This is a genomic window from Streptomyces sp. NPDC059851 (assembly GCF_042732005.1).
Classification (GTDB): domain Bacteria; phylum Actinomycetota; class Actinomycetes; order Streptomycetales; family Streptomycetaceae; genus Streptomyces.
In genome coordinates this window covers 13013-30747 of record NZ_JBHWJJ010000098.1, presented here as the reverse complement: position 1 = coordinate 30747, position 17735 = coordinate 13013, and the positions used below count along the sequence as shown (strand labels likewise).

Below are 17735 nucleotides of genomic sequence, written 5' to 3'. Positions count from 1 at the left end.
GGGCGTCCCGCCCGGCCCCGGCCCCGCCCCGCTGAGCCCTCGTCGCGGCGGGGCTCAGTCGGAGCGGTGCTCAGTCCTTGTAGTAGTCGGTCAGGACGCAGCCCTTCACGAGGGACGGCTCCTTGCGGTATCCGCTCGGAGGGGTGAACCCGGGGTGGCAGTTGAGCAGGAGCATCCCGCTGCCCGGCACGAGGAGGGCGCTCATCGCGTCCGAGCTCTCGGACCCCACGGCGAAGTCCTGGCCGACGATCGGGCCGCTGTTGACGTTGCCGCCCTTGCCGTTGGCGTGGTCCTTGTCGACCTCGGCCTTGATGGCGGCCTGGAAGACCTTGGGGTCCTTGATCATGAGGATGGTGGTGACGTTCCGGCGTCCGCAGTAGCCGTGCTCGGTGACGGAGTACGTCTTGGTGTCGTACTCGGCGGCCGGGTCGCTGCTGGAGCTGGACGAGTCGCTCTTCGTGGAGCTGACGCGGTCGCATTTCGTGTACCCGTTGACGATGCGGGCGGCCTCCGCCATCGAGCCGGCCTTGGCCAGTCCCTTGAAACCGAGGCCGTTGCCCTTCTTCGCGGCCCCGCCGTTGCCGGCGGTGCTTCCGTTTCCGCCTTCGAGGCCGCCGATCGCGGCGATGCCGGAGCCGACGGCGGCCTCGTCGTCGCCTCCGCAGGCCGTGAGGGTGAGGAGCGCGGCCAAGGCCGTGGCGGCAGCGGTGGCGGTTCTGGTGGCTTGTGTGGCGGCTGTCCTGGAGCGCATGGCCATGTCCCCCGTGTCGATGTCCTTGATCGTCGGGAGCCTAGGTCGACCGGCATGTCCGCGCCAAACGTCGCGGCCGAAAATTCGCACGGGAAAGTTTGCGAACGGACAAAACGGGCGCGGCTGCGGTTTCCGTATAACGGAACCTGGTTCGTAGCTCCTCTGAACCGGGGGTAACGCCGGCATCTGAACCTTTCATTGCCGATTCATGAACGGCCCAGACCTCAGGATTCCAAGGGCTTTCGCCCCACCGTCAGTCGGATCCAAAGCCTCCGGATGTGGAAACCGCAGGACCTACCGTCCTGTGGCATGACTCAGCTGGACGTTCGGCCCGGAGCCGAAGACACGGCACGCGACGTCGCCGACGTACGCGGCAAGGGCCTCGGCAAGGGATCCGTGGGACTGGTGGGCAGCGCCGTCATCGGCATCTCCACCGTCGCCCCCGTCTACTGCCTGACCTCCACCCTCGGCTCAACGGCCGGCGAGGTCGGCGTCCAGATGCCCGCCGTCTTCCTGGCCGGCTTCCTGCCGATGCTCCTGGTGGCCTTCGCCTACCGCGAGCTCAACAAGGCCATGCCCGACTGCGGCACCTCCTTCACCTGGACCGTGAAGGCCTTCGGCCCCCGGATCGGCTGGATGTGCGGCTGGGGCCTGGTCATCGCCACGATCATCGTCCTCTCCAACCTCGCCGGCGTCGCCACCTCCTACTTCTGGCTGCTGGCCGGCGAGATCACCGGCAGCGAACCGGTGGCCGCCCTCGACGACAACAAACTCGTCCACATCGCGACCTGCCTGACCCTCGTCGCCGTCGCCACCGCCATCAGCTACCGCGGCATGACCGCCACCAAGGGCGTCCAATACGCCCTCGTCGGCCTCCAGCTCGCCGTCCTCGCCGTGTTCGTCGTCATGGCCTTCCAGAAGGCCACCGCAGGCGGCGCCGACGCCGCCGGGGCCTTCGACACCGGCCTGGACTTCTCCTGGCAGTGGATGAACCCCTTCGCCGTCGAGTCCATGGCCGCCTTCACCGCAGGCATCTCCCTCTCGATCTTCATGTACTGGGGCTGGGACGCCTGTCTGGCCACCAACGAGGAGACCACCGGCTCCGCGAAGACCCCCGGCCGTGCCTCGCTCATCGCCATGGTCGTCCTGGTCGGCTCGTACCTGGCCACCGGCATCGCCGCCCAGATGGCCGTCGGCTCCGGCTCCACCGGCCTCGGTCTCGCCAACCCCGACACCTCCGGCAACGTCTTCGCGGCCCTCGCCGGACCCGTGATGGGTCCCGTCCTCGGCGTCCTGCTCTTCGTCGCCGTCCTCGCCTCCGCGGCCGCGTCCCTGCAGACCACCTTCATCCCGGTCGCCCGCACCGTCCTCGCCATGTCCACGTACGAGGCCCTGCCGCCCGCCTACGCCAAGGTCCACCCGCGCTTCAAGACCCCCGGCCGTGCCACCGTGATGGCGGGCGTCGCGACCGGCGCGTTCTACACCGTGATGACCCTGGTCAGCGAGAACGTCCTCACCGACACGATCTTCGCGCTCGGCCTGATGATCTGCTTCTACTACTCCCTTACCGCCTTCGCCTGCGCCTGGTACTTCCGCGGCGAGCTGCGCCGCAGCGCACGCGACCTGTTCCTCAAGGGCGTCTTCCCCGTCCTGGGCGGACTGCTGCTGGCCGCCGTCTTCGCCAAGACCCTGATCGACATGTGGGACCCGTCGTACGGCTCCGGCTCCACCGTCCTCGGCGTCGGCAGCGTCTTCGTCATCGGCGTCGGCCTGCTGGCCCTCGGCCTCGTCGTCATGGCGGTGACCGAACGTCGCAGCCCGGCCTTCTTCCACGGCGAGGTCCTGACGAAGTCGACGCCGTCGCTGGTGGTCGAGGACTGAACCCGGGGGCGCATCGGTGCACACCGAGCACACCACGATCCGCCGGGCCCGGGGGTGACCCCCGGGTCCGGCGGATCGTTTGACCGGGCATGAACGCCAAGCATGCCAAGCACGCCCAGCACGCGAGGAACGCGGGCAACGCCAAGCGCGCCGTGAAGCGCGGCCTCGCCGCCCTCGCCCTCTCCTCCGGAGCCCTCGGCCTCGCCGCCGGCGCCGCCCACGCCGACAACACCAGCCTCCAGGCGGCCGCCCCGCTCGCCAAGCGCGTCGGCGACATCGTCGACCACCCGGGCCAGGCCGTGCAGGACACCAAGACCGCCCTGGCCGTCACCGGCGCCGCGGCCGGCGCCGCAGCCCAGTCCACCAACACCTCCCTCGCGGGCGCCGGCAACGCCCTACAGACGCTGCCGCAGGCGCCGTCCGTCAAGTAGCCGCAGCGGCCGCCCCAGGGCGGGGCCGCCTCCGGGGTGCGGGGGTCCGGCGTGGTCCGGCCCGGCGGGACCACTGACCTCGCCCCGGGTCGGTCGTTGATCAGCGCATGATCCTCTGGATGCTCAACTCGTTCTCCACCCTCACCATCGGCCTCCTCCTGGTGGGCGGCTTCACCGGCCTGGCCGTAACCGGTAGCCTCGCCGCCCGCCGCCGCTTCCCGCACCTGGCGGGCGGCGAACACAACGAGATGGTCGGCGTCGTACTCGGAATGTTCGGCGCGATCTACGGCATCATCCTCGCGTTCGTCGTCGTGACCCTCTGGACCCAGCTGGAGAACGCCCAGGGCATCGTCTCCGCCGAGGCCACCGACCTGGCCCTGATCGTCCGCAGCGCCGAGGCCTTCCCGCAGGCGGAGCGCGACCGGGTCGAGCAGGCGGTCGGCTCGTACGTCCACGCCGTCGTCGAAGTGCAGTGGCCGCTGATGCGGGAGGGGCGGCCCAGCTACGAGGCCACCGCGCAGCAGACCCACGGCCTCTACCAGGCGCTCCAGGCGTACGAGCCCACCAGCACGCGCACGACCACCTTCTACGAGCAGGCCGCCGACCGCCTCAACGACGTCGCCGCCCAGCGCCGGGCCCGCATCGACATGGCGGAAACCTCCCTGCCGATGCTGCTCCAGCTGCTGGTGTACGGGGGAGCGCTGGTGATCCTCCCGCTCACCTTCCTGTTCGGATTGCGCAGCCTGAAGATGCAGCTGCTGTTCGTGTCGGCGGTCGCCGGACTGATCGGCTTCAGCCTGCTGCTCGTCATGGTCCTCGACCGGCCGTTCGCGGGCGAGCTGAGCGTGAGCCCGGACCCGTACAAGCAGGCGGCCCTGGCCCAGTTCTGGGCGGCGCGGTAGCGCGGCACCGGTACGCATCCGGTGCCGGCAGCGTTTCGGAGGGCCGCGGAGCCCGGCGTTGGGTACCGTGAAGGCGTGGTGATGGGTGCGGAACGCCCGGCCTCGCCGGTCAACTCCCACAACGAGTGGGATCCGCTGGAGGAGGTCCTCGTCGGGCGGCTCGACGACATGACGATCCCCTCCAGCCATCCGGTCGTGTCCTGCAACATTCCGCCGTGGGCGGCACGGCTGCAGAGGCTCGCCGCCGGCCGCAAGTACCCGCGCAGACTGGTCGAGCCGGCACAGCAGGAGCTCGAACAGTTCGTCGCACTGCTGGAGTCCCTCGACATCACCGTCAGGCGCCCGGACGCCATCGACCACGGCCGGTACTTCAGCACGCCCGACTGGTCGTCACGCGGTTTCGGCAGCAGCTGTCCGCGCGACAGCATGCTGGTGATCGGCGACGAGATCATCGAAACCCCGATGGCATGGCCGTGCCGGTACTTCGAGACCGACCCCTACCGCTCGATCCTGAAGGACTACTTCCGGCGCGGCGCCCGCTGGACCGCGGCGCCCAGACCGCAGCTCACCGACGAGCTGTTCGAGCCGGGGTTCCGCATCCCCCGGCCCGGGGAGCCCATGCGCTACATCCTCACCGAATTCGAGCCGGTCTTCGACGCCGCGGATTTCGTACGGGCCGGCCGCGACCTGTTCGTCACGCGCAGCAACGTCACCAACGCCATGGGCATCGAATGGCTGCGCCGCCATCTAGAACCGGACTACCGCATCCACGAGATCCAGAGCCGCTGCCGCACGCCCATGCACATCGACACGACGTTCCTTCCGGTCTCACCCGGGAAGGTGCTGGTCAACCCCGAATACATCGACGTCGACCACCTGCCCGAAGCGCTGAACTCGTGGGACGTCCTGATCGCGCCCGAGCCCACACCTCCCAACGGGCGCCTGCTCAAGGTCACGTCGCTGTGCGGCAAGTGGCTCAGCATGAACGTCCTCATGCTCGACGAGAAGCGGGTGATCGCGGACCGCCACCACACCAGCATGCTGCGCGCGCTGGAACGGTGGGGGTTCGAGCCCATCCCCTGCGACTTCCTGCACTACGCGCCGTTCGGAGGCTCGTTCCACTGCGCGACGCTCGACGTTAGGCGCCGGGGGGCGCTTGAGTCGTATTTCCCCTGAGTCTTCCGGGGCCCCATTGGCCTTCTGGAGCCTTTGGCGCCTTCTGGACCTCTGGGGCCTCTGAGTTCCCTTTCCTGCGCAGCCGTCAGCCCCAGGAGCGGGAGCAGAGGACGAGGCGGTAGCCGTCCGGGTCGGCGATGGTGACGCCGTGCTCCTCCCAGTACGGGTTGTGGGCGGTGACCCGGGAGCCGCCGCGGGCGAGGAGCCGCTCGACGAGTGCCTCGTCGGGCGGCTCGCCGAGGTAGACGACGAAGAGGTCGTCCACGGTGGGGGAGGGCGCGAGCGGGTTCCGGGGGTCACGGGTGAGCTCGAAGTGCCAGCCTCCGTCGGCCGGGCCGACCATGAGCAGCTCGTGCTCCCCGGGCCCGGGCTCGTTGTTGCGCCACAGCACGGCGAGCCCCAGACCGTCGACGTAGAACCGCTCGGCCGCCCCGAGATCAAGGCTGGGGCGCGCGATCCGGACGTGTGTGCCAGGAGTGATCATGCGGGGAGCGTACGGGGGTGGGTGGGGGTCGGGTTTCGGCGGGGCGGGGTCGGTGGGATGTCCGGGGCCCGTCGGGGCGCGGCAGGCGGCCTAGATCGCTACGCGCTCCCGTCCTCTCGGCGTCCGGCGGCCGTCTGGGGCTGGTGGCGCCCGGTGTTCTCCGGGATGAAGATGCTCAGTTGGTAGGTCGTCGGGTGTTCCAGGCGGCCGCAGAACATGTCGCATCTCAGTTCCCACGCATGGGTGACCGTGCCGGTCTCGTGGAGGCGGGTGATTTCTGCCTTCAGTTCGGCATGGGCCTGTGTGGAGAAGATCGGTTGCCAGCGGCCCGGGACGGTGGGCTGGTTACGGGCGTGCTCGCCGGCGTGCTTTCGTTTGCGTTTTCGCTGGCCGGGCAAGTGGCCTCCTCGGTGGATCAGAGGTACTGGGCGTAGGTGTCCAGGGTGCGGAGGATCTCGGGCTCGTCCGTCGAGGGGAGTTGGAGGACTACCTCCTCGATGCCCAGGTCCCTGTAGTGAGCGAGCTTGCCCGGGTTGGGGCGGACCGCGTACGGGACGATGTGGAGGGTCTTCGGGTCGCGGCCCGCGGCCTCCCAGACCTGGCGCAGGACCGGTAGGGATTCGGTCAGGCCTCCGCCGCCGATGGGGAGCCAGCCGTCGGCGTGGTCGGCGACGGCTCCGAACAGTTTGGGGCCGGCGGCGCCGCCGAGGAGGGTGCGCGGGCCGTGGAGGGGCTGGCCCGGGCCGAGTTCGCGCGGGGGCTGGACGGGCTTGGGGTGGGCCTGGCTGGCCTGGACGGAGGAGTACTGGCCGACGTACGCGGCGGGTTCGGGTGCCCACAGGGTGCGCATCAACGCCATGCGGTCGCGGACCAGTTCGCGGCGGGTGTGCCAGTCGACGCCGTGGTCGGCGGCTTCCTCGACGTTCCAGCCGTAGCCGACGCCGAGGGTGAGGCGGCCGCCGGAGAGGTGGTCCAGGGTGGCGACCTGCTTGGCGAGGACGATCGGGTCGTGCTGGGCGACCAGGGTGATGCCGGTGCCGAGGCGGAGCCGTTCGGTGACGGCGGCGGCCTGGGCGAGGGCGACGAAGGGGTCGAGGGTGCGCCCGTACATCTCGGGGAGGTCGCCGCCCATGGGGGCCGCGGTGTTCCGGGCGACCGGGATGTGGGTGTGCTCGGGCAGGTAGAGGCCGGCGAAGCCGCGTTCCTCCAGGTGGCGGGCGAGGCGGACGGGGGTGACGGTCCGGTCGGTCAGGAAGACGGTCGTGGCGATCCGCATGGGCGAGGGCACCTCCGTGACGGGTGAGGCCACGGTACGGGGATCTGCCGGTCGGCGGCAGGGGGCGGGCCGGGGTCAGGCGCGCGGGTAGCGGGCCAGCCAGGCGGGGGCGGAGACGCCGGGACCGTGGAGGGTGGGGCCCTGCGTCAACTCCAGGGCGAAGTCGTCGGCGAGCTCCAGGAGGGTGGCGCGGCCTTCGAGGTCGGCGAGCCAGGCGGCCGGGAGGGCCGTTTCACCGTGGAGGGCGCCGAGGAGGGCCCCGCAGAGCGCGCCGGTGGCGGAGGAGTCGCCGCCGTGGTTGACCGCCAGGCGCAGTCCGTGCGGTACGTCCTCGGCGACGAGGGCGCAGTAGACGGCGGCGGCCAGGGTGTCCTCGGCGTCGCGGCCCTCGCCGGGGGAGAGGGATTCGACGGCCTCGGGGGAGGGAGCGGCCGTGGAGGTGGCGGCCGTGAGGGCGCGCTGGAGGGCGTCGGTGACGGGCTGGTGGCCGGAGCGGCTGCCGAGGAGGCCGAGGGTGCGCTGGGCGGCGGTGTCGAGGGTGTCGCCGCGGGTGAGACCGTGGACGATGACGGCGCAGGCGGCTGCGGAGAGGTAGGCGGTGGGGTGGCCGTGGCTTTGGACGGCGCATTCGACGGCGAGTTGGAGGACGAGGGCGGGCTCCCAGCCGACCAGGAGCCCGAAGGGGGCGGAGCGGGTGGTGGCGGCGGCGTCGCGGGCGGTGGGGTTCTTGGGGCGGTCGAGGGTTCCGCGGGTGGTGTCGGCGAAGCCGGTCATGCAGGCGCGGTCGGGGCCGCGGCGGGCGTAGAGCCATTCCTGGCGGGCGAGCCAGCCGTCGTCCTCGCGGCGTTCGTCGGGGCCCCAGTCGTGCTGGGTGGCGGCCCAGCGCAGGTAGGCGCGGTGGACGTCGGTGGGTGGGTGCCAGGCGCCGGTGTCGCGGCGTACGTGGGCGCGGATGAGGCCGTCGACGGTGAAGAGGGTGAGCTGGGTGCAGGAGGTGACGGTGCCGCGGCGGCCGTACGCGGGCGCGGGTTCGGTGAGGCCGGCCGGGCCGTGGGCGCTGCGGATGCCGTCGAGGGAGAGTCCGGCGACGGGGGCGCCGAGGGCGTCGCCGACGGCGGAGCCCAGGAGGGTGCCGCGGACCCGGCTGCGGAAGTCCTGTTGTTCGGCGCGGCCCCAGAGGCCCGCGGCGAGGGGGGAGCGGCCGCCGAGCGTGGCGCCGGTCGGGCGGGCCGGTGGTGTCGCGGGTTCGGCCGCCGCTGCCGCGGGGGTGTCCGTCCCGGTGTTGGTTGCCGTGTCCATCGTGCTGCCCCCCGACTGCCCCGCAGGTTGTGGCGCGCACTGTAGTGGACATGCCTGATCAGATCCGGAGAGAGGCGATCAAGAGGCCCGTAAGTGAGGGGAGAAAGGCCGGATCGCGCCCTTCGGGAGGTGGGGCAGCCGGTGTCAGGGGGCCGGTGTGCGGCGACGGGTTCCTGGCGCGTTTGCCACTGGGCTCGGGGGCGGCCGTTTTCGGACATGCCCCGTTCATCCGGTGTCCCCGCGCGGGTGGAGCCCGGCGGCCTGAACTCGCGACCGCCCTGCTCTTCCCTCGCCGCCGGCGAGGCCGCACCGGCTGGCCCGGCGCGGCCCTCCTCAGTCCAACACGGGCAGCAGCTCCGGCAGGTGCCCGTCCGAGGCGGCTGCCGCGCGCTGCCGCTCCTCCGGCACCTCCCCGTACAGCGTCGTGCGGGGCCGGGCCGGCCGGCCCGCGGCCCCGGCGATCGCGACCAGGTCCTTGACGGCCTTGTAGGAGCCGTAACTCGATCCCGCCATGCGGGAGATGGTCTCCTCCATCAGCGTCCCGCCGAGGTCGTTGGCGCCCGACCGGAGCATCTCCGCCGCGCCCTCCGCGCCCAGCTTCACCCAGCTCGTCTGGATGTTGGTGATGTACGGGTGGAGCAGCAGCCGGGCCATCGCGGTCACCGCCCGGTTGTCGCGGACCGTCGGGCCGGGCCGGGCGATGCCCGCCAGGTAGACCGGCGCGTTGGTGTGGATGAACGGCAGCGTCACGAACTCGGTGAACCCGCCCGTCCGCTGCTGGATGCGGGCCAGGGTCCGCAGGTGCCCCAGCCAGTGCCGGGGCTGGTCCACGTGCCCGTACATCATGGTCGACGAGGACCGGATGCCGAGCTCGTGGGCGGTGGTGACGACGTCGATCCAATCGGCCGTGGGCAGCTTGCCCTTGGTGAGGACCCAGCGGACCTCGTCGTCGAGGATCTCCGCGGCCGTGCCCGGGATGGAGTCCAGACCGGCCTCCTTGGCGGCGGTCAGCCAGTCCCGTACGGACATGCCGGTGCGGGTGGCGCCGTTGACGACCTCCATCGGGGAGAAGGCGTGCACGTGCATGCCCGGCACCCGTTCCTTCACCGCCCGCGCGATGTCGAAGTACGCCGTCCCCGGCAGGTCAGGGTGGATGCCGCCCTGCATGCACACCTCGACCGCGCCCACGTCCCAGGCCTGCGCGGCCCGGTCGGCGACCTGCTCCAGCGACAGGGTGTACGCGTCGGCGTCGGTGCGGCGCTGCGCGAACGCGCAGAAGCGGCAGCCGGTGTAGCAGACGTTGGTGAAGTTGATGTTCCGCGTGACGACGTACGTGACGTCCTCGCCCACCACCGCCCTGCGCAGCTCGTCCGCGATCCGGCACAGTGCGTCCAGCGCGGGCCCGTCCGCGTGCAGCAGGGCCAGCGCCTGGGCATCGGTCAGCTTCTCGGGGTCGTCGGCGGCCTGCGCGAGGGCGGCCCGTACGTCGGTGTCGATGCGCTCGGGGGCCATGCCGGGTGCGGCGGCCTCGCGCAGGGCGTCCCAGTCGCCGTAGACGTGGTCGAAGTCCTCGCGGCGGTCGCCGGTGCGGCCCTCGGTGTCGATGGTGGTGTGCAGGTCGGTGCGCCCGGTGGCGGTGAACGCCTCCTCGGGCTCCTGCCACGGCCGTCCGACGACCTCGGCGTCGGGCCGGGCGAGGCCGGTCTCCGGGTCGGCGAGGGCCTGTACGTGCGGCAGCAGGCGGGGGTCGAGCCAGGGCTCGCCGCGGCGGACGAACTCCGGGTAGACGCAGAGCCGTTCGCGCAGCTCGAAGCCGGCGGCGGCGGACCGCTCGGCGAGCCGCTCGATCTGGGGCCAGGGCCGCTCCGGGTTGACGTGGTCGATGGTCAGCGGGGAGACCCCGCCCCAGTCGTCGATGCCGGCGCCGATCAGGCGGGCGTACTCGCCGTCGACGAGGTTCGGCGGGGCCTGGAGGCAGGCCGACGGGCCCATGATGTGCCGGGCCACGGCGATGGTGGCCACGAGGTCGTCGAGGTCGGCGTCCGGCATCCCGCGCATCGCCGTGTCCGGCTTGGCGCGGAAGTTCTGGATGATCAGCTCCTGGATGCCGTGGTACGCGCGGGCCGTGCGCCGGAGCGCGAACAATGACTCGGCGCGTTCCTCGTAGGTCTCCCCGATGCCGATCAGCAGGCCGGAGGTGAAGGGGACGGAGGAACGCCCGGCGTCCTCCAGGACCCGCAGCCGGACGGCGGGCTCCTTGTCGGGGGAGCCGTGGTGGGGGCCGCCGGGCTCGGACCACAGGCGGGTCGCGGTGGTCTCCAGCATCATGCCCATGGACGGGGCGACCGGCTTGAGCCGCTGGAAGTCCGCCCAACTCAGCACGCCCGGGTTGAGGTGCGGCAGCAGGCCGGTCTCCTCCAGGATCCGGATGGAGATGGCGCGGACGTAGGAGACGGTGTCGTCGTAGCCGTGCGCCTCCAGCCATTCGCGGGCCTCGGGCCAGCGGTCCTCGGGCTTGTCGCCGAGGGTGATGAGGGCTTCCTTGCAGCCGAGGGCGGCGCCGCGGCGGGCGATGTCGAGGACCTCGTCCGGGGACATGTACATCCCGTGGCCGGCGCGGCGCAGCTTCCCGGGGACGGTGACGAAGGTGCAGTAGTGGCATTTGTCGCGGCAGAGCCGCGTGAGGGGTATGAACACGCTCTTCGAGTAAGTGATCACGCCCGGGCGGCCGGCCGCCGCGAGTCCGGCGTCGCGGACCCGCGCGGCGGAAGCGGCGAGGTCCTCCAGGTCCTCGCCGCGCGCCCGGAGCAGTACGGCTGCCTCGGTCGCGTCGAGCGCGACGCCGTCACGGGCGCGCCGGAGCGCGCGGCGCATCGCGTTCTGGGTCGGGGCGTCACTCGGAGGGGTCATGCGGTGAGCATACGATCCGGTAGCCCGTCGGCGGAGTGCCGACCGGCGCTCATCGCATCAGCTCACCGGCGTTGACCAGCAGGGATTGGCCGGTTATCGCCCGCGCCCGGTCGGAGGCGAGGAACGCGACGGCGTCGGCGACGTCCCCGTCGGTGGCGAGGTCGGGCAGCGCCGTGCGGGCGGCGAGCCGGCTGCGGACCCCGGCTTCGGGGACGCCCTCGGCGTGCGCGGTGAAGGTGACGAAGGCCTGCACGGGCGGTCCCCACATCCAGCCGGGCAGCACGGTGTTGACGCGGATCCGGTGCGGGCCGAGCTCGCGGGCCATGGAGTACATGGCGGAGGTGAGCGCGCCCTTGGAGGCGGCGTACGCGGCCTGCTGCACCTCGTTGGGTGCGGCGACGGCGGACTGGGTGCCGATGATGACGACGGAGCCGCCGCGCTGCTTGAGCGCGGGCAGGCAGGCGCGGGTCATGCGGAGGGTTCCCAGCAGGTTGACGTCGATGACCTGGGCCCAGGTGCCGAAGTCGGCGTCTTCGAGCCCGCCGAAGCAGGAGTCCCAGGCGGCGACGTGGACGACGGCGTCGATGCCGCCGAACCGCTCGACGGCGAGGGCGGCCAGGGCCTCGCACTGGCGCTCGTCGGTGATGTCGGTGGGTCGGTGGGCGGTGTGGGTGCCGTCGGGGTCGATCTCGGCGGCGGATTTGGCCAGATTCGCCTCGGTCCGCGCGCCGAGCACGGCCCGTCCGCCGTCCCGTACGACGGCTGCGGCGACCTGGTGGCCGAGTCCGGCCCCGACACCGGAGACGATGACGGTCTTCCCTTGCAGCAGCATGCGCGATCGCCTCCCGGCACCGGCCTGTAGCTGACGATACGTCAGATGGCGTGTCAGGTTAGGTCCCGGCCGCCGAGGAGGGAAGGGGGCGGGCGGCGGGGTCGCCGCGCCGCACCGCGAACGCCGGGAGTCCCCAGGGTCGTGATCGGGCCGCTCCGCGGCCGAATCGCCATCGGTCGGTAAACGTCGAGCGACCCAAGATCACCGCATCGGGGGACTCTGGCGGTTCTGGGGGGCGTAGCGCGCGCCGAGGGCCGTTACTGTTCCCCGAGATTGGCCGGATTCCCGGATATACGCCCCCTTTTCCTCCTCTTTCACCGGTGACGTGCGGGTACGCGCCGGTCACCGCCCCTTGCGAAGGAGAGCTCGTCGATGACCGTTGACAGCAGCCCCGAGACGCAGCTGGAACCCCCGCAGCGCACCAGCCTGGGCACGGCAGCTGCCCGCAACCTCGCCACCACCACCAAGTCCGCCCCGCAGATGCAGGAGATCACCTCCCGCTGGCTGCTGAAGACGCTCCCCTGGGTCGAGACCAAGGGCGGCGCCTACCGGGTGAACCGCCGGCTCAGCTACACGGTCGGGGACGGGCAGATCGAGTTCGTCCAGGACGGCGCCACGGTCCGGGTGATCCCCCGCGAGCTCAACGAACTGGCCATGCTGCGCGGCTTCGACGACACGGAGGTACTGACCGCGATCGCCGGCCGGTGCGTCCAGCGGGACTTCCGCGCCGGAGAGGTGCTGGTGGAGCGCGGCGCCCGCGCCGAGCACATCCACCTGATCGCCCACGGCCGGGTCAGTCAGACCGGCGAAGGCAAGTACGGCGACGAGGTCGCCGTCTCCGTCCTCGCCGACGGCGACCGGTTCGGCGAGCACGCCCTGCTGGACGGCCAGGGCACCTGGGACTACACGGCCACCGCCGAGACCCCCGGCACCCTGCTCACCCTCTCCCGCACCGACTTCGAGGCCGTCATGTCCTCGGCGCCGGCTCTGCGCAGCCACATCGAACGGTTCACCGCGCTCCCGCACCAGCGGCAGAACCGCCACGGCGAAGCCGAGATCGCGATGTCGTCCGGTCACAGCGGCGAGCCCGAGCTGCCCGCCACCTTCGTCGACTACGAGCTCCACCCGCGCGAGTACGAGCTCTCCATCGCGCAGACCGTGCTGCGGGTCCACACGAGGGTCGCCGACCTCTACAACGGGCCGATGAACCAGACGGAGGAGCAGCTCAGGCTCACCATCGAGGCGCTGCGCGAACGCCAGGAGCACGAGCTGATCAACAACCGCGAGTTCGGCCTCCTCCACAACGCCGACTTCAAGCAGCGCATCCAGACCCACTCCGGCCCGCCCACCCCCGACGACCTGGACGAGCTGCTCTGCCGCCGCCGCGGCACCAAGCTCATCCTGGCCCACCCCAAGACGATCGCCGCGATCGGCCGCGAGTTCAACGCCCGCGGGCTCTACCCGGACCACGTCGACCTGGGCGGCCAGTCCGTCCCCGCATGGCGCGGCGTCCCGATCCTCCCTTGCAACAAGATCCCGATCAGCAAGGAGAACACCAGCTCCATCATCGCCATGCGTACCGGCGAGGAGAACCAGGGCGTCATCGGCCTGCGCCAGACCGGCCTGCCGGAGGAGTACGAGCCGGGCCTGTCGGTGCGGTTCATGGGCATCGACGAGAAGTCGATCATCTCCTACCTGGTCACGGCCTACTACTCCGCCGCAGTCCTCGTGCCCGACGCCCTCGGCGTGCTGGAGAACGTACAGATCGCCCGCAAGCAGGGCTAAGGACCCGGCCACGGGCCACGGGCCACGGGCCACGGGCCACGGTTACGGCCACCGGCCACCGGCCACCGGCCACGGTTACGGCCGCCGGCCGCCGGCCGCCGGCCGCCGGCCACGGTTACGGCCAACGGCCACGGGCCGCCCGCGTCCGGGCTGGTGCCCGCGTCCGGGCGTGTGCCCGCGTCCGGGCGTGTGCCCGCGTCCGTACCCGGCGGCGCCGGCCGCCCGGACCCGTCCGGGCCGGCCGGGGCACGCCCCGGATCCGGGACAGTCCCCACCACCTCACCAAGGAGACACGGATGCCCGACCCTGGGCCTTCCCCTCTGCAGTCGAGCCCGCCTGCCGCCGCCGCGGCGTACGGCCTCGGCCGCGGCGCGCCCGCGGGCCGGCCCCGAGTGCCCGCCGGGCCACCCCTGCTGCACGTGGGCCGCGCCGCGGAGGCCGCGGCGGGTTCGGTGCCGGTGCCGACGGCGGAGCCGGTCCGGTTGCCGGTCCCGGCGCCGGGGCCGGTGCCAGCGCCGATCCGGGGACCGGTGCCGGCGCCGGAAGCGGTGCCGCAGCCGGGCCCGGAGCTGGAAGCGGTGCCGCAGCCGGGCCCGGAGCTGGCGCGGATCCTGTCCGGCCCCAGCGGCCTGGGCACGACGAGCCTGCACTTCGGGCGCCGGGCGGATCTGCCGGGGCCGGCGGACGTGCCGGCTGCGTCGAGCCTGCCGGCCGCGCCGGACCTGCCCGCGCTGCCGGCGCAGGCCGCCCCGGCCGAGGGCCGGCCGATCCCGGGCCTCTACTACCACCCCGTCCCGGAACCCGACCCCGCCCGTGTGGCGGAGGTCAGCCACCGGATCAAGCGGTGGGCGGTGGACGAGGTCCAGGCGTACCCGCCGGAGTGGGAGGACCAGTTCGACGGCTTCTCCGTGGGCCGCTACATGGTCGCCTGCCACCCGGACGCGCCGACCGTCGACCACCTGATGATCGCCACGCGGCTGATGGTCGCCGAAAACGTCGTCGACGACATCTACTGCGAGGACCACGGCGGCACGCCGGTCGGCCTGGGCGGCAGGCTCCTGCTCGCCCACACCGCCCTCGACCCCGTCCACACCACCGAGGAGTACGGGCCGGCCTGGGCGGAATCGCTCCACTCGGACGCCCCGCGGCGCTCCTACCGCTCCGCCATGGAGTACCTCGTCCGGGCGGCCACCCCGTCCCAGGCCGACCGCTTCCGCCACGACATGGCCCGCCTCCACATGGGCTACCTGGCCGAGGCCGCCTGGGCCGAGACGGACTACGTCCCCGAGGTGTCCGAGTACCTGGCGATGCGGCAGTTCAACAACTTCCGCCCGTGCCCCACCATCACCGACACGGTCGGCGGTTACGAACTCCCCGCGGACCTGCACGCCCTGCCCGCCATGCAGCGGGTGATCGCGCTCGCGGGGAACGCCACCACCATTTCCAACGACCTGTACTCGTACACCAAGGAACTCAGCGCCCGCGGAAAGCACTTGAACCTGCCGGTGGTGATCGCCGAACGGGAGGGCCTCTCCGACAAGGACGCCTACCTGAAGGCCGTCGAGGTCCACAACGAGCTCATGCACGAGTTCGAGGCCGCCTCCGCCGAACTCGCCGCCGCCTGCCCCGACCCGCGCGTCGTGCGCTTCCTACGGGGCGTGGCCGTATGGGTCGACGGCAACCACTACTGGCACATGACCAACACCTATCGCTACACCCTGCCCGACTTTTGGTAAGCAGAATGGATTTACCCATGACGAGCGTCGACCTTCCCACCTCCACCGGCACCGCCACCTTCATCCCCGCCCCGGCGACCCCCTACCAGGGCGACATCGCCCGCTACTGGAACGAAGAGGCCAGGCCCGTCAACCTGCGCCTGGGCGACGTCGACGGCCTTTACCACCACCACTACGGAATCGGCGCCATCGACCACGAAGCCCTCGGCGACCCGGCCGACAGCGAGTACGAGAAGAAGCTGATCGCCGAACTCCACCGCCTGGAGTCGGCTCAGACGGATGTCCTTCTCGACAACCTCGGCGCCATCGGCCGCGACGACCTCCTCGTCGACGCCGGCTGCGGCCGCGGCGGCACCATGGTCATGGCCCACCAGCGCTTCGGCTGCAAGGTCGAGGGCGTCACCCTGTCGGCCAAGCAGGCCGACTTCGGCAACAACCGTGCGCGGGAACTGGGCATCGCGGACTCCGTCCACTCCCGCGTCTGCAACATGCTCGACATGCCCTTCGAGACCGGCCAGGCCGCTGCCTCGTGGAACAACGAGTCCAGCATGTACGTCGACCTCCACGACCTCATGGCCGAGCACTCCCGCGTTCTTGCGGTAGGCGGTCGCTACGTGACCATCACCGGCTGCTGGAACCCCCGCTACGGCCAGCCGTCGAAGTGGGTCTCGCAGATCAACGCCCACTTCGAGTGCAACATCCACTCGCGGAGGGAGTACCTCCGCGCCATGGCCGACAACCGCCTCGTCCCCCAGGCGGTCATCGACCTGACGCCGGAGACCCTCCCGTACTGGAAGCTGCGCGCCACGTCGTCCCTGGTGACGGGCATCGAGGAGGCGTTCATCAAGTCGTACGAGGACGGCTCGTTCCAGTACGTGCTGATCGCGGCGGACCGCGTCTGACGCGGTTGGGTGTGGGTAGCTGAGCCGGGTCCGTGGCGCTGCGCCGCGGGCCCGGTCGCGTGGGGGGCGGAAGCCCGCTCGAGCGGGGTCGGTGAGGTGCCCGGGGGCTGCCCGTCAGTCCCAGTGTCATCCCGTGCCGGGCGCCGGCCTCAAGGGCGCTCCCTCCGGTCGCGTCACTGCGTGATGGCCTCCGGCCACCCTTGACCCCGACGCCCGACCCGGAACGACAAGGACTGTCGGGCGGCCCCCGGGGGAGGGACGGCCTGGGGGGACGGATTCACATACGGCCGGGTCCCGGCCCTTCCGCCCCCCGCTCCGGCGAGCTGCTACCGCCGAGCCAGGGTGAGCAGACCGGCCCAGGCGGTGGGGGAGAAGGTGAGGTGCGGGATGGCGGTGTCCTTGGAGTCCCGGACGAGGACGGCGGCGGGCGTGCGTCCTACTTCGACGCAGGAGTCGCCTTCGCTGCCGTGACTGTAGCTGCTCTTGAACCACTTCACATCGGGCTTGCGGATCATGTTTCCCCCAGCACTTGCTCGATGAAGGCCAGCGACTCCCGCGGCGTGAGAGCCTGGGCCCGAATCATCCCATAGCGCAACTCCAAGATCCGCAGCTGCCGAGGGCCGGAAACCGGTCGTCCGTTGAAGGCGCCGTCCGAGCGTCCAACAGCCGACCCGTCTGGGAACTTCAAGACCTCGATGCCGCCATCCATGCCGGCATGGGCCTCGATCTCAAGTGGCATGACCTGAAACGCCACGTTGCGCATCTGGGCCACCTCCGCGATGTGTTCGAGTTGGCGCCGCCACACCATTTTGCCTCCGATCCGCCGCTTGAGCGTTGCCTCTTCTTGGACAACGCTGATTTCCGGGGCCGGATCCCGGTCGAACACCGACTGCCGCGCTGTTCGAGCCGCGACGAAGCGGTCCACCTCACCCTGCGAATACGTAGGGAGTCGCATCTCGAACAGTGCGCGGGCGTGCTCCACGGTCTGAAGGAGACCGTGTATGCCATGTACGAGGTACGCCGCGATCTCGACCGCACGCGACTCCATCTTCGCGAGGTCCCTCACCCGCTTCGGGTAACGGGCCTGCTCCACGTCCTTCTTCATGGCCGCGATGCGACCTTCGGCCTGCAGGACCTCGTCAGCCCGGTCGACATACTCCGGCCGGGGAATCCGCTTGCCGGCCTCGACCTTGCGGACCAGGTCTTCTCCATACCCCATCCGGGTCGCGAAGTCGGCGACCCGCAACCCGGCGGTGTCCCGCCAGACCTTCAGTTGGCGGCCGACGGCTGCCACGACAGCCGCGCCCTGTTCGTCTTCCGGGTCGACCTCCCAGCCCGGCTCTTCCGTTCCGTCGCTGTCCACGCTCATG

The 17735-nt window shown here is 71.4% G+C and carries 16 protein-coding genes; 7 read left to right on the top strand and 9 right to left on the bottom strand.

Annotation, left to right across the window (positions count from 1 at the left end):
- Positions 1-70: 70 nt before the first annotated feature.
- Positions 71-751: a hypothetical protein gene (locus tag ACFV7Q_RS27480; RefSeq protein ID WP_385432245.1), complete on the bottom strand. Its 681-nt coding sequence runs from the start codon at positions 749-751 to the stop codon at positions 71-73.
- A gap of 309 nt (positions 752-1060) precedes the next feature.
- Between ACFV7Q_RS27480 and ACFV7Q_RS27475 the strand changes: the two genes are divergently transcribed.
- The 4 genes from ACFV7Q_RS27475 to ACFV7Q_RS27460 all read left to right on the top strand — a co-directional run bounded on the left by ACFV7Q_RS27475 (position 1061) and on the right by ACFV7Q_RS27460 (position 5141).
- On the top strand, positions 1061-2632 hold the full coding sequence (locus ACFV7Q_RS27475) for an APC family permease (protein ID WP_385432243.1): 1572 nt from the start codon (positions 1061-1063) through the stop codon (positions 2630-2632).
- 89 nt (positions 2633-2721) lie between these two features.
- Positions 2722-3063, top strand: a complete 342-nt coding sequence (locus ACFV7Q_RS27470; protein WP_385432241.1) for a hypothetical protein — start codon at positions 2722-2724, stop codon at positions 3061-3063.
- Between the two features lie 107 nt (positions 3064-3170).
- On the top strand, positions 3171-3965 hold the full coding sequence (locus ACFV7Q_RS27465; protein ID WP_385432239.1) for a DUF4239 domain-containing protein: 795 nt from the start codon (positions 3171-3173) through the stop codon (positions 3963-3965).
- 81 nt (positions 3966-4046) lie between these two features.
- Positions 4047-5141 (top strand): amidinotransferase, encoded by a 1095-nt coding sequence (locus ACFV7Q_RS27460; RefSeq protein ID WP_385432247.1) that lies wholly within the window; start codon positions 4047-4049, stop codon positions 5139-5141.
- A gap of 85 nt (positions 5142-5226) precedes the next feature.
- Here ACFV7Q_RS27460 and ACFV7Q_RS27455 read toward each other — a convergent pair whose 3' ends face one another.
- From ACFV7Q_RS27455 to ACFV7Q_RS27430, 6 genes are all read right to left on the bottom strand, one after another.
- Entirely contained in the window at positions 5227-5625 is a 399-nt protein-coding gene (locus ACFV7Q_RS27455) for a VOC family protein (RefSeq protein ID WP_385432237.1), read from the bottom strand.
- Between the two features lie 98 nt (positions 5626-5723).
- Complete coding sequence (locus ACFV7Q_RS27450) at positions 5724-6023, bottom strand: hypothetical protein (RefSeq protein ID WP_385432235.1); 300 nt, start codon at positions 6021-6023, stop codon at positions 5724-5726.
- 17 nt (positions 6024-6040) lie between these two features.
- The gene (locus ACFV7Q_RS27445) at positions 6041-6901 is read right to left on the bottom strand and encodes an LLM class F420-dependent oxidoreductase (RefSeq protein ID WP_385432233.1); all 861 of its coding nucleotides are present in this window, start codon (positions 6899-6901) and stop codon (positions 6041-6043) included.
- Between the two features lie 75 nt (positions 6902-6976).
- On the bottom strand, positions 6977-8200 hold the full coding sequence (locus ACFV7Q_RS27440; RefSeq protein ID WP_385432231.1) for an ADP-ribosylglycohydrolase family protein: 1224 nt from the start codon (positions 8198-8200) through the stop codon (positions 6977-6979).
- A 333-nt stretch (positions 8201-8533) separates the two neighbouring features.
- A complete protein-coding gene (locus tag ACFV7Q_RS27435; RefSeq protein WP_385432229.1) occupies positions 8534-11110 on the bottom strand; it encodes a bifunctional FO biosynthesis protein CofGH in 2577 nt (858 codons plus the stop codon).
- Between the two features lie 49 nt (positions 11111-11159).
- The gene (locus ACFV7Q_RS27430; protein WP_385432228.1) at positions 11160-11942 is read right to left on the bottom strand and encodes an SDR family oxidoreductase; all 783 of its coding nucleotides are present in this window, start codon (positions 11940-11942) and stop codon (positions 11160-11162) included.
- Between the two features lie 372 nt (positions 11943-12314).
- On the opposite strand from ACFV7Q_RS27430, the gene ACFV7Q_RS27425 reads away from it, so the two are divergent.
- The 3 genes from ACFV7Q_RS27425 to ACFV7Q_RS27415 all read left to right on the top strand — a co-directional run bounded on the left by ACFV7Q_RS27425 (position 12315) and on the right by ACFV7Q_RS27415 (position 16365).
- Positions 12315-13727 carry a family 2B encapsulin nanocompartment shell protein gene (locus tag ACFV7Q_RS27425; RefSeq protein WP_385432226.1) on the top strand — a complete coding sequence of 471 codons (1413 nt, stop codon included), beginning with the start codon at positions 12315-12317 and terminating at the stop codon, positions 13725-13727.
- A gap of 296 nt (positions 13728-14023) precedes the next feature.
- Positions 14024-15463 (top strand): family 2 encapsulin nanocompartment cargo protein terpene cyclase, encoded by a 1440-nt coding sequence (locus tag ACFV7Q_RS27420; protein WP_385432224.1) that lies wholly within the window; start codon positions 14024-14026, stop codon positions 15461-15463.
- A gap of 17 nt (positions 15464-15480) precedes the next feature.
- On the top strand, positions 15481-16365 hold the full coding sequence (locus tag ACFV7Q_RS27415; protein ID WP_385432223.1) for a geranyl diphosphate 2-C-methyltransferase: 885 nt from the start codon (positions 15481-15483) through the stop codon (positions 16363-16365).
- Positions 16366-16691: 326 nt separating this feature from the next.
- On the opposite strand, the gene ACFV7Q_RS27410 is transcribed toward ACFV7Q_RS27415, so the two are convergent.
- Both ACFV7Q_RS27410 and ACFV7Q_RS27405 read right to left on the bottom strand, forming a co-directional pair.
- The gene (locus tag ACFV7Q_RS27410) at positions 16692-16880 is read right to left on the bottom strand and encodes a DUF397 domain-containing protein (protein ID WP_385432221.1); all 189 of its coding nucleotides are present in this window, start codon (positions 16878-16880) and stop codon (positions 16692-16694) included.
- On the bottom strand, positions 16877-17734 hold the full coding sequence (locus ACFV7Q_RS27405; protein WP_385432219.1) for a helix-turn-helix domain-containing protein: 858 nt from the start codon (positions 17732-17734) through the stop codon (positions 16877-16879). Before ACFV7Q_RS27405 ends, ACFV7Q_RS27410 begins: the two co-directional genes overlap by 4 nt.
- Position 17735 lies beyond the last annotated feature (1 nt).

Bases quoted from the DNA above. Each gene is read 5' to 3' on its own strand.
- ACFV7Q_RS27425 (WP_385432226.1), top strand. From the start codon at position 12,315: ATGACCGTTGACAGCAGCCCCGAGACGCAGCTGGAACCCCCGCAGCGC.
- ACFV7Q_RS27465 (WP_385432239.1), top strand. From the start codon at position 3,171: ATGATCCTCTGGATGCTCAACTCGTTCTCCACCCTCACCATCGGCCTC.
- ACFV7Q_RS27475 (WP_385432243.1), top strand. From the start codon at position 1,061: ATGACTCAGCTGGACGTTCGGCCCGGAGCCGAAGACACGGCACGCGAC.
- ACFV7Q_RS27430 (WP_385432228.1), bottom strand. From the start codon at position 11,942: ATGCTGCTGCAAGGGAAGACCGTCATCGTCTCCGGTGTCGGGGCCGGA.
- ACFV7Q_RS27445 (WP_385432233.1), bottom strand. From the start codon at position 6,901: ATGCGGATCGCCACGACCGTCTTCCTGACCGACCGGACCGTCACCCCC.
- ACFV7Q_RS27435 (WP_385432229.1), bottom strand. From the start codon at position 11,110: ATGACCCCTCCGAGTGACGCCCCGACCCAGAACGCGATGCGCCGCGCG.
- ACFV7Q_RS27470 (WP_385432241.1), top strand. From the start codon at position 2,722: ATGAACGCCAAGCATGCCAAGCACGCCCAGCACGCGAGGAACGCGGGC.
- ACFV7Q_RS27480 (WP_385432245.1), bottom strand. From the start codon at position 751: ATGCGCTCCAGGACAGCCGCCACACAAGCCACCAGAACCGCCACCGCT.
- ACFV7Q_RS27420 (WP_385432224.1), top strand. From the start codon at position 14,024: ATGCCCGACCCTGGGCCTTCCCCTCTGCAGTCGAGCCCGCCTGCCGCC.
- ACFV7Q_RS27415 (WP_385432223.1), top strand. From the start codon at position 15,481: ATGACGAGCGTCGACCTTCCCACCTCCACCGGCACCGCCACCTTCATC.
- ACFV7Q_RS27410 (WP_385432221.1), bottom strand. From the start codon at position 16,880: ATGATCCGCAAGCCCGATGTGAAGTGGTTCAAGAGCAGCTACAGTCAC.
- ACFV7Q_RS27405 (WP_385432219.1), bottom strand. From the start codon at position 17,734: ATGAGCGTGGACAGCGACGGAACGGAAGAGCCGGGCTGGGAGGTCGAC.
- ACFV7Q_RS27460 (WP_385432247.1), top strand. From the start codon at position 4,047: ATGGGTGCGGAACGCCCGGCCTCGCCGGTCAACTCCCACAACGAGTGG.
- ACFV7Q_RS27440 (WP_385432231.1), bottom strand. From the start codon at position 8,200: ATGGACACGGCAACCAACACCGGGACGGACACCCCCGCGGCAGCGGCG.
- ACFV7Q_RS27455 (WP_385432237.1), bottom strand. From the start codon at position 5,625: ATGATCACTCCTGGCACACACGTCCGGATCGCGCGCCCCAGCCTTGAT.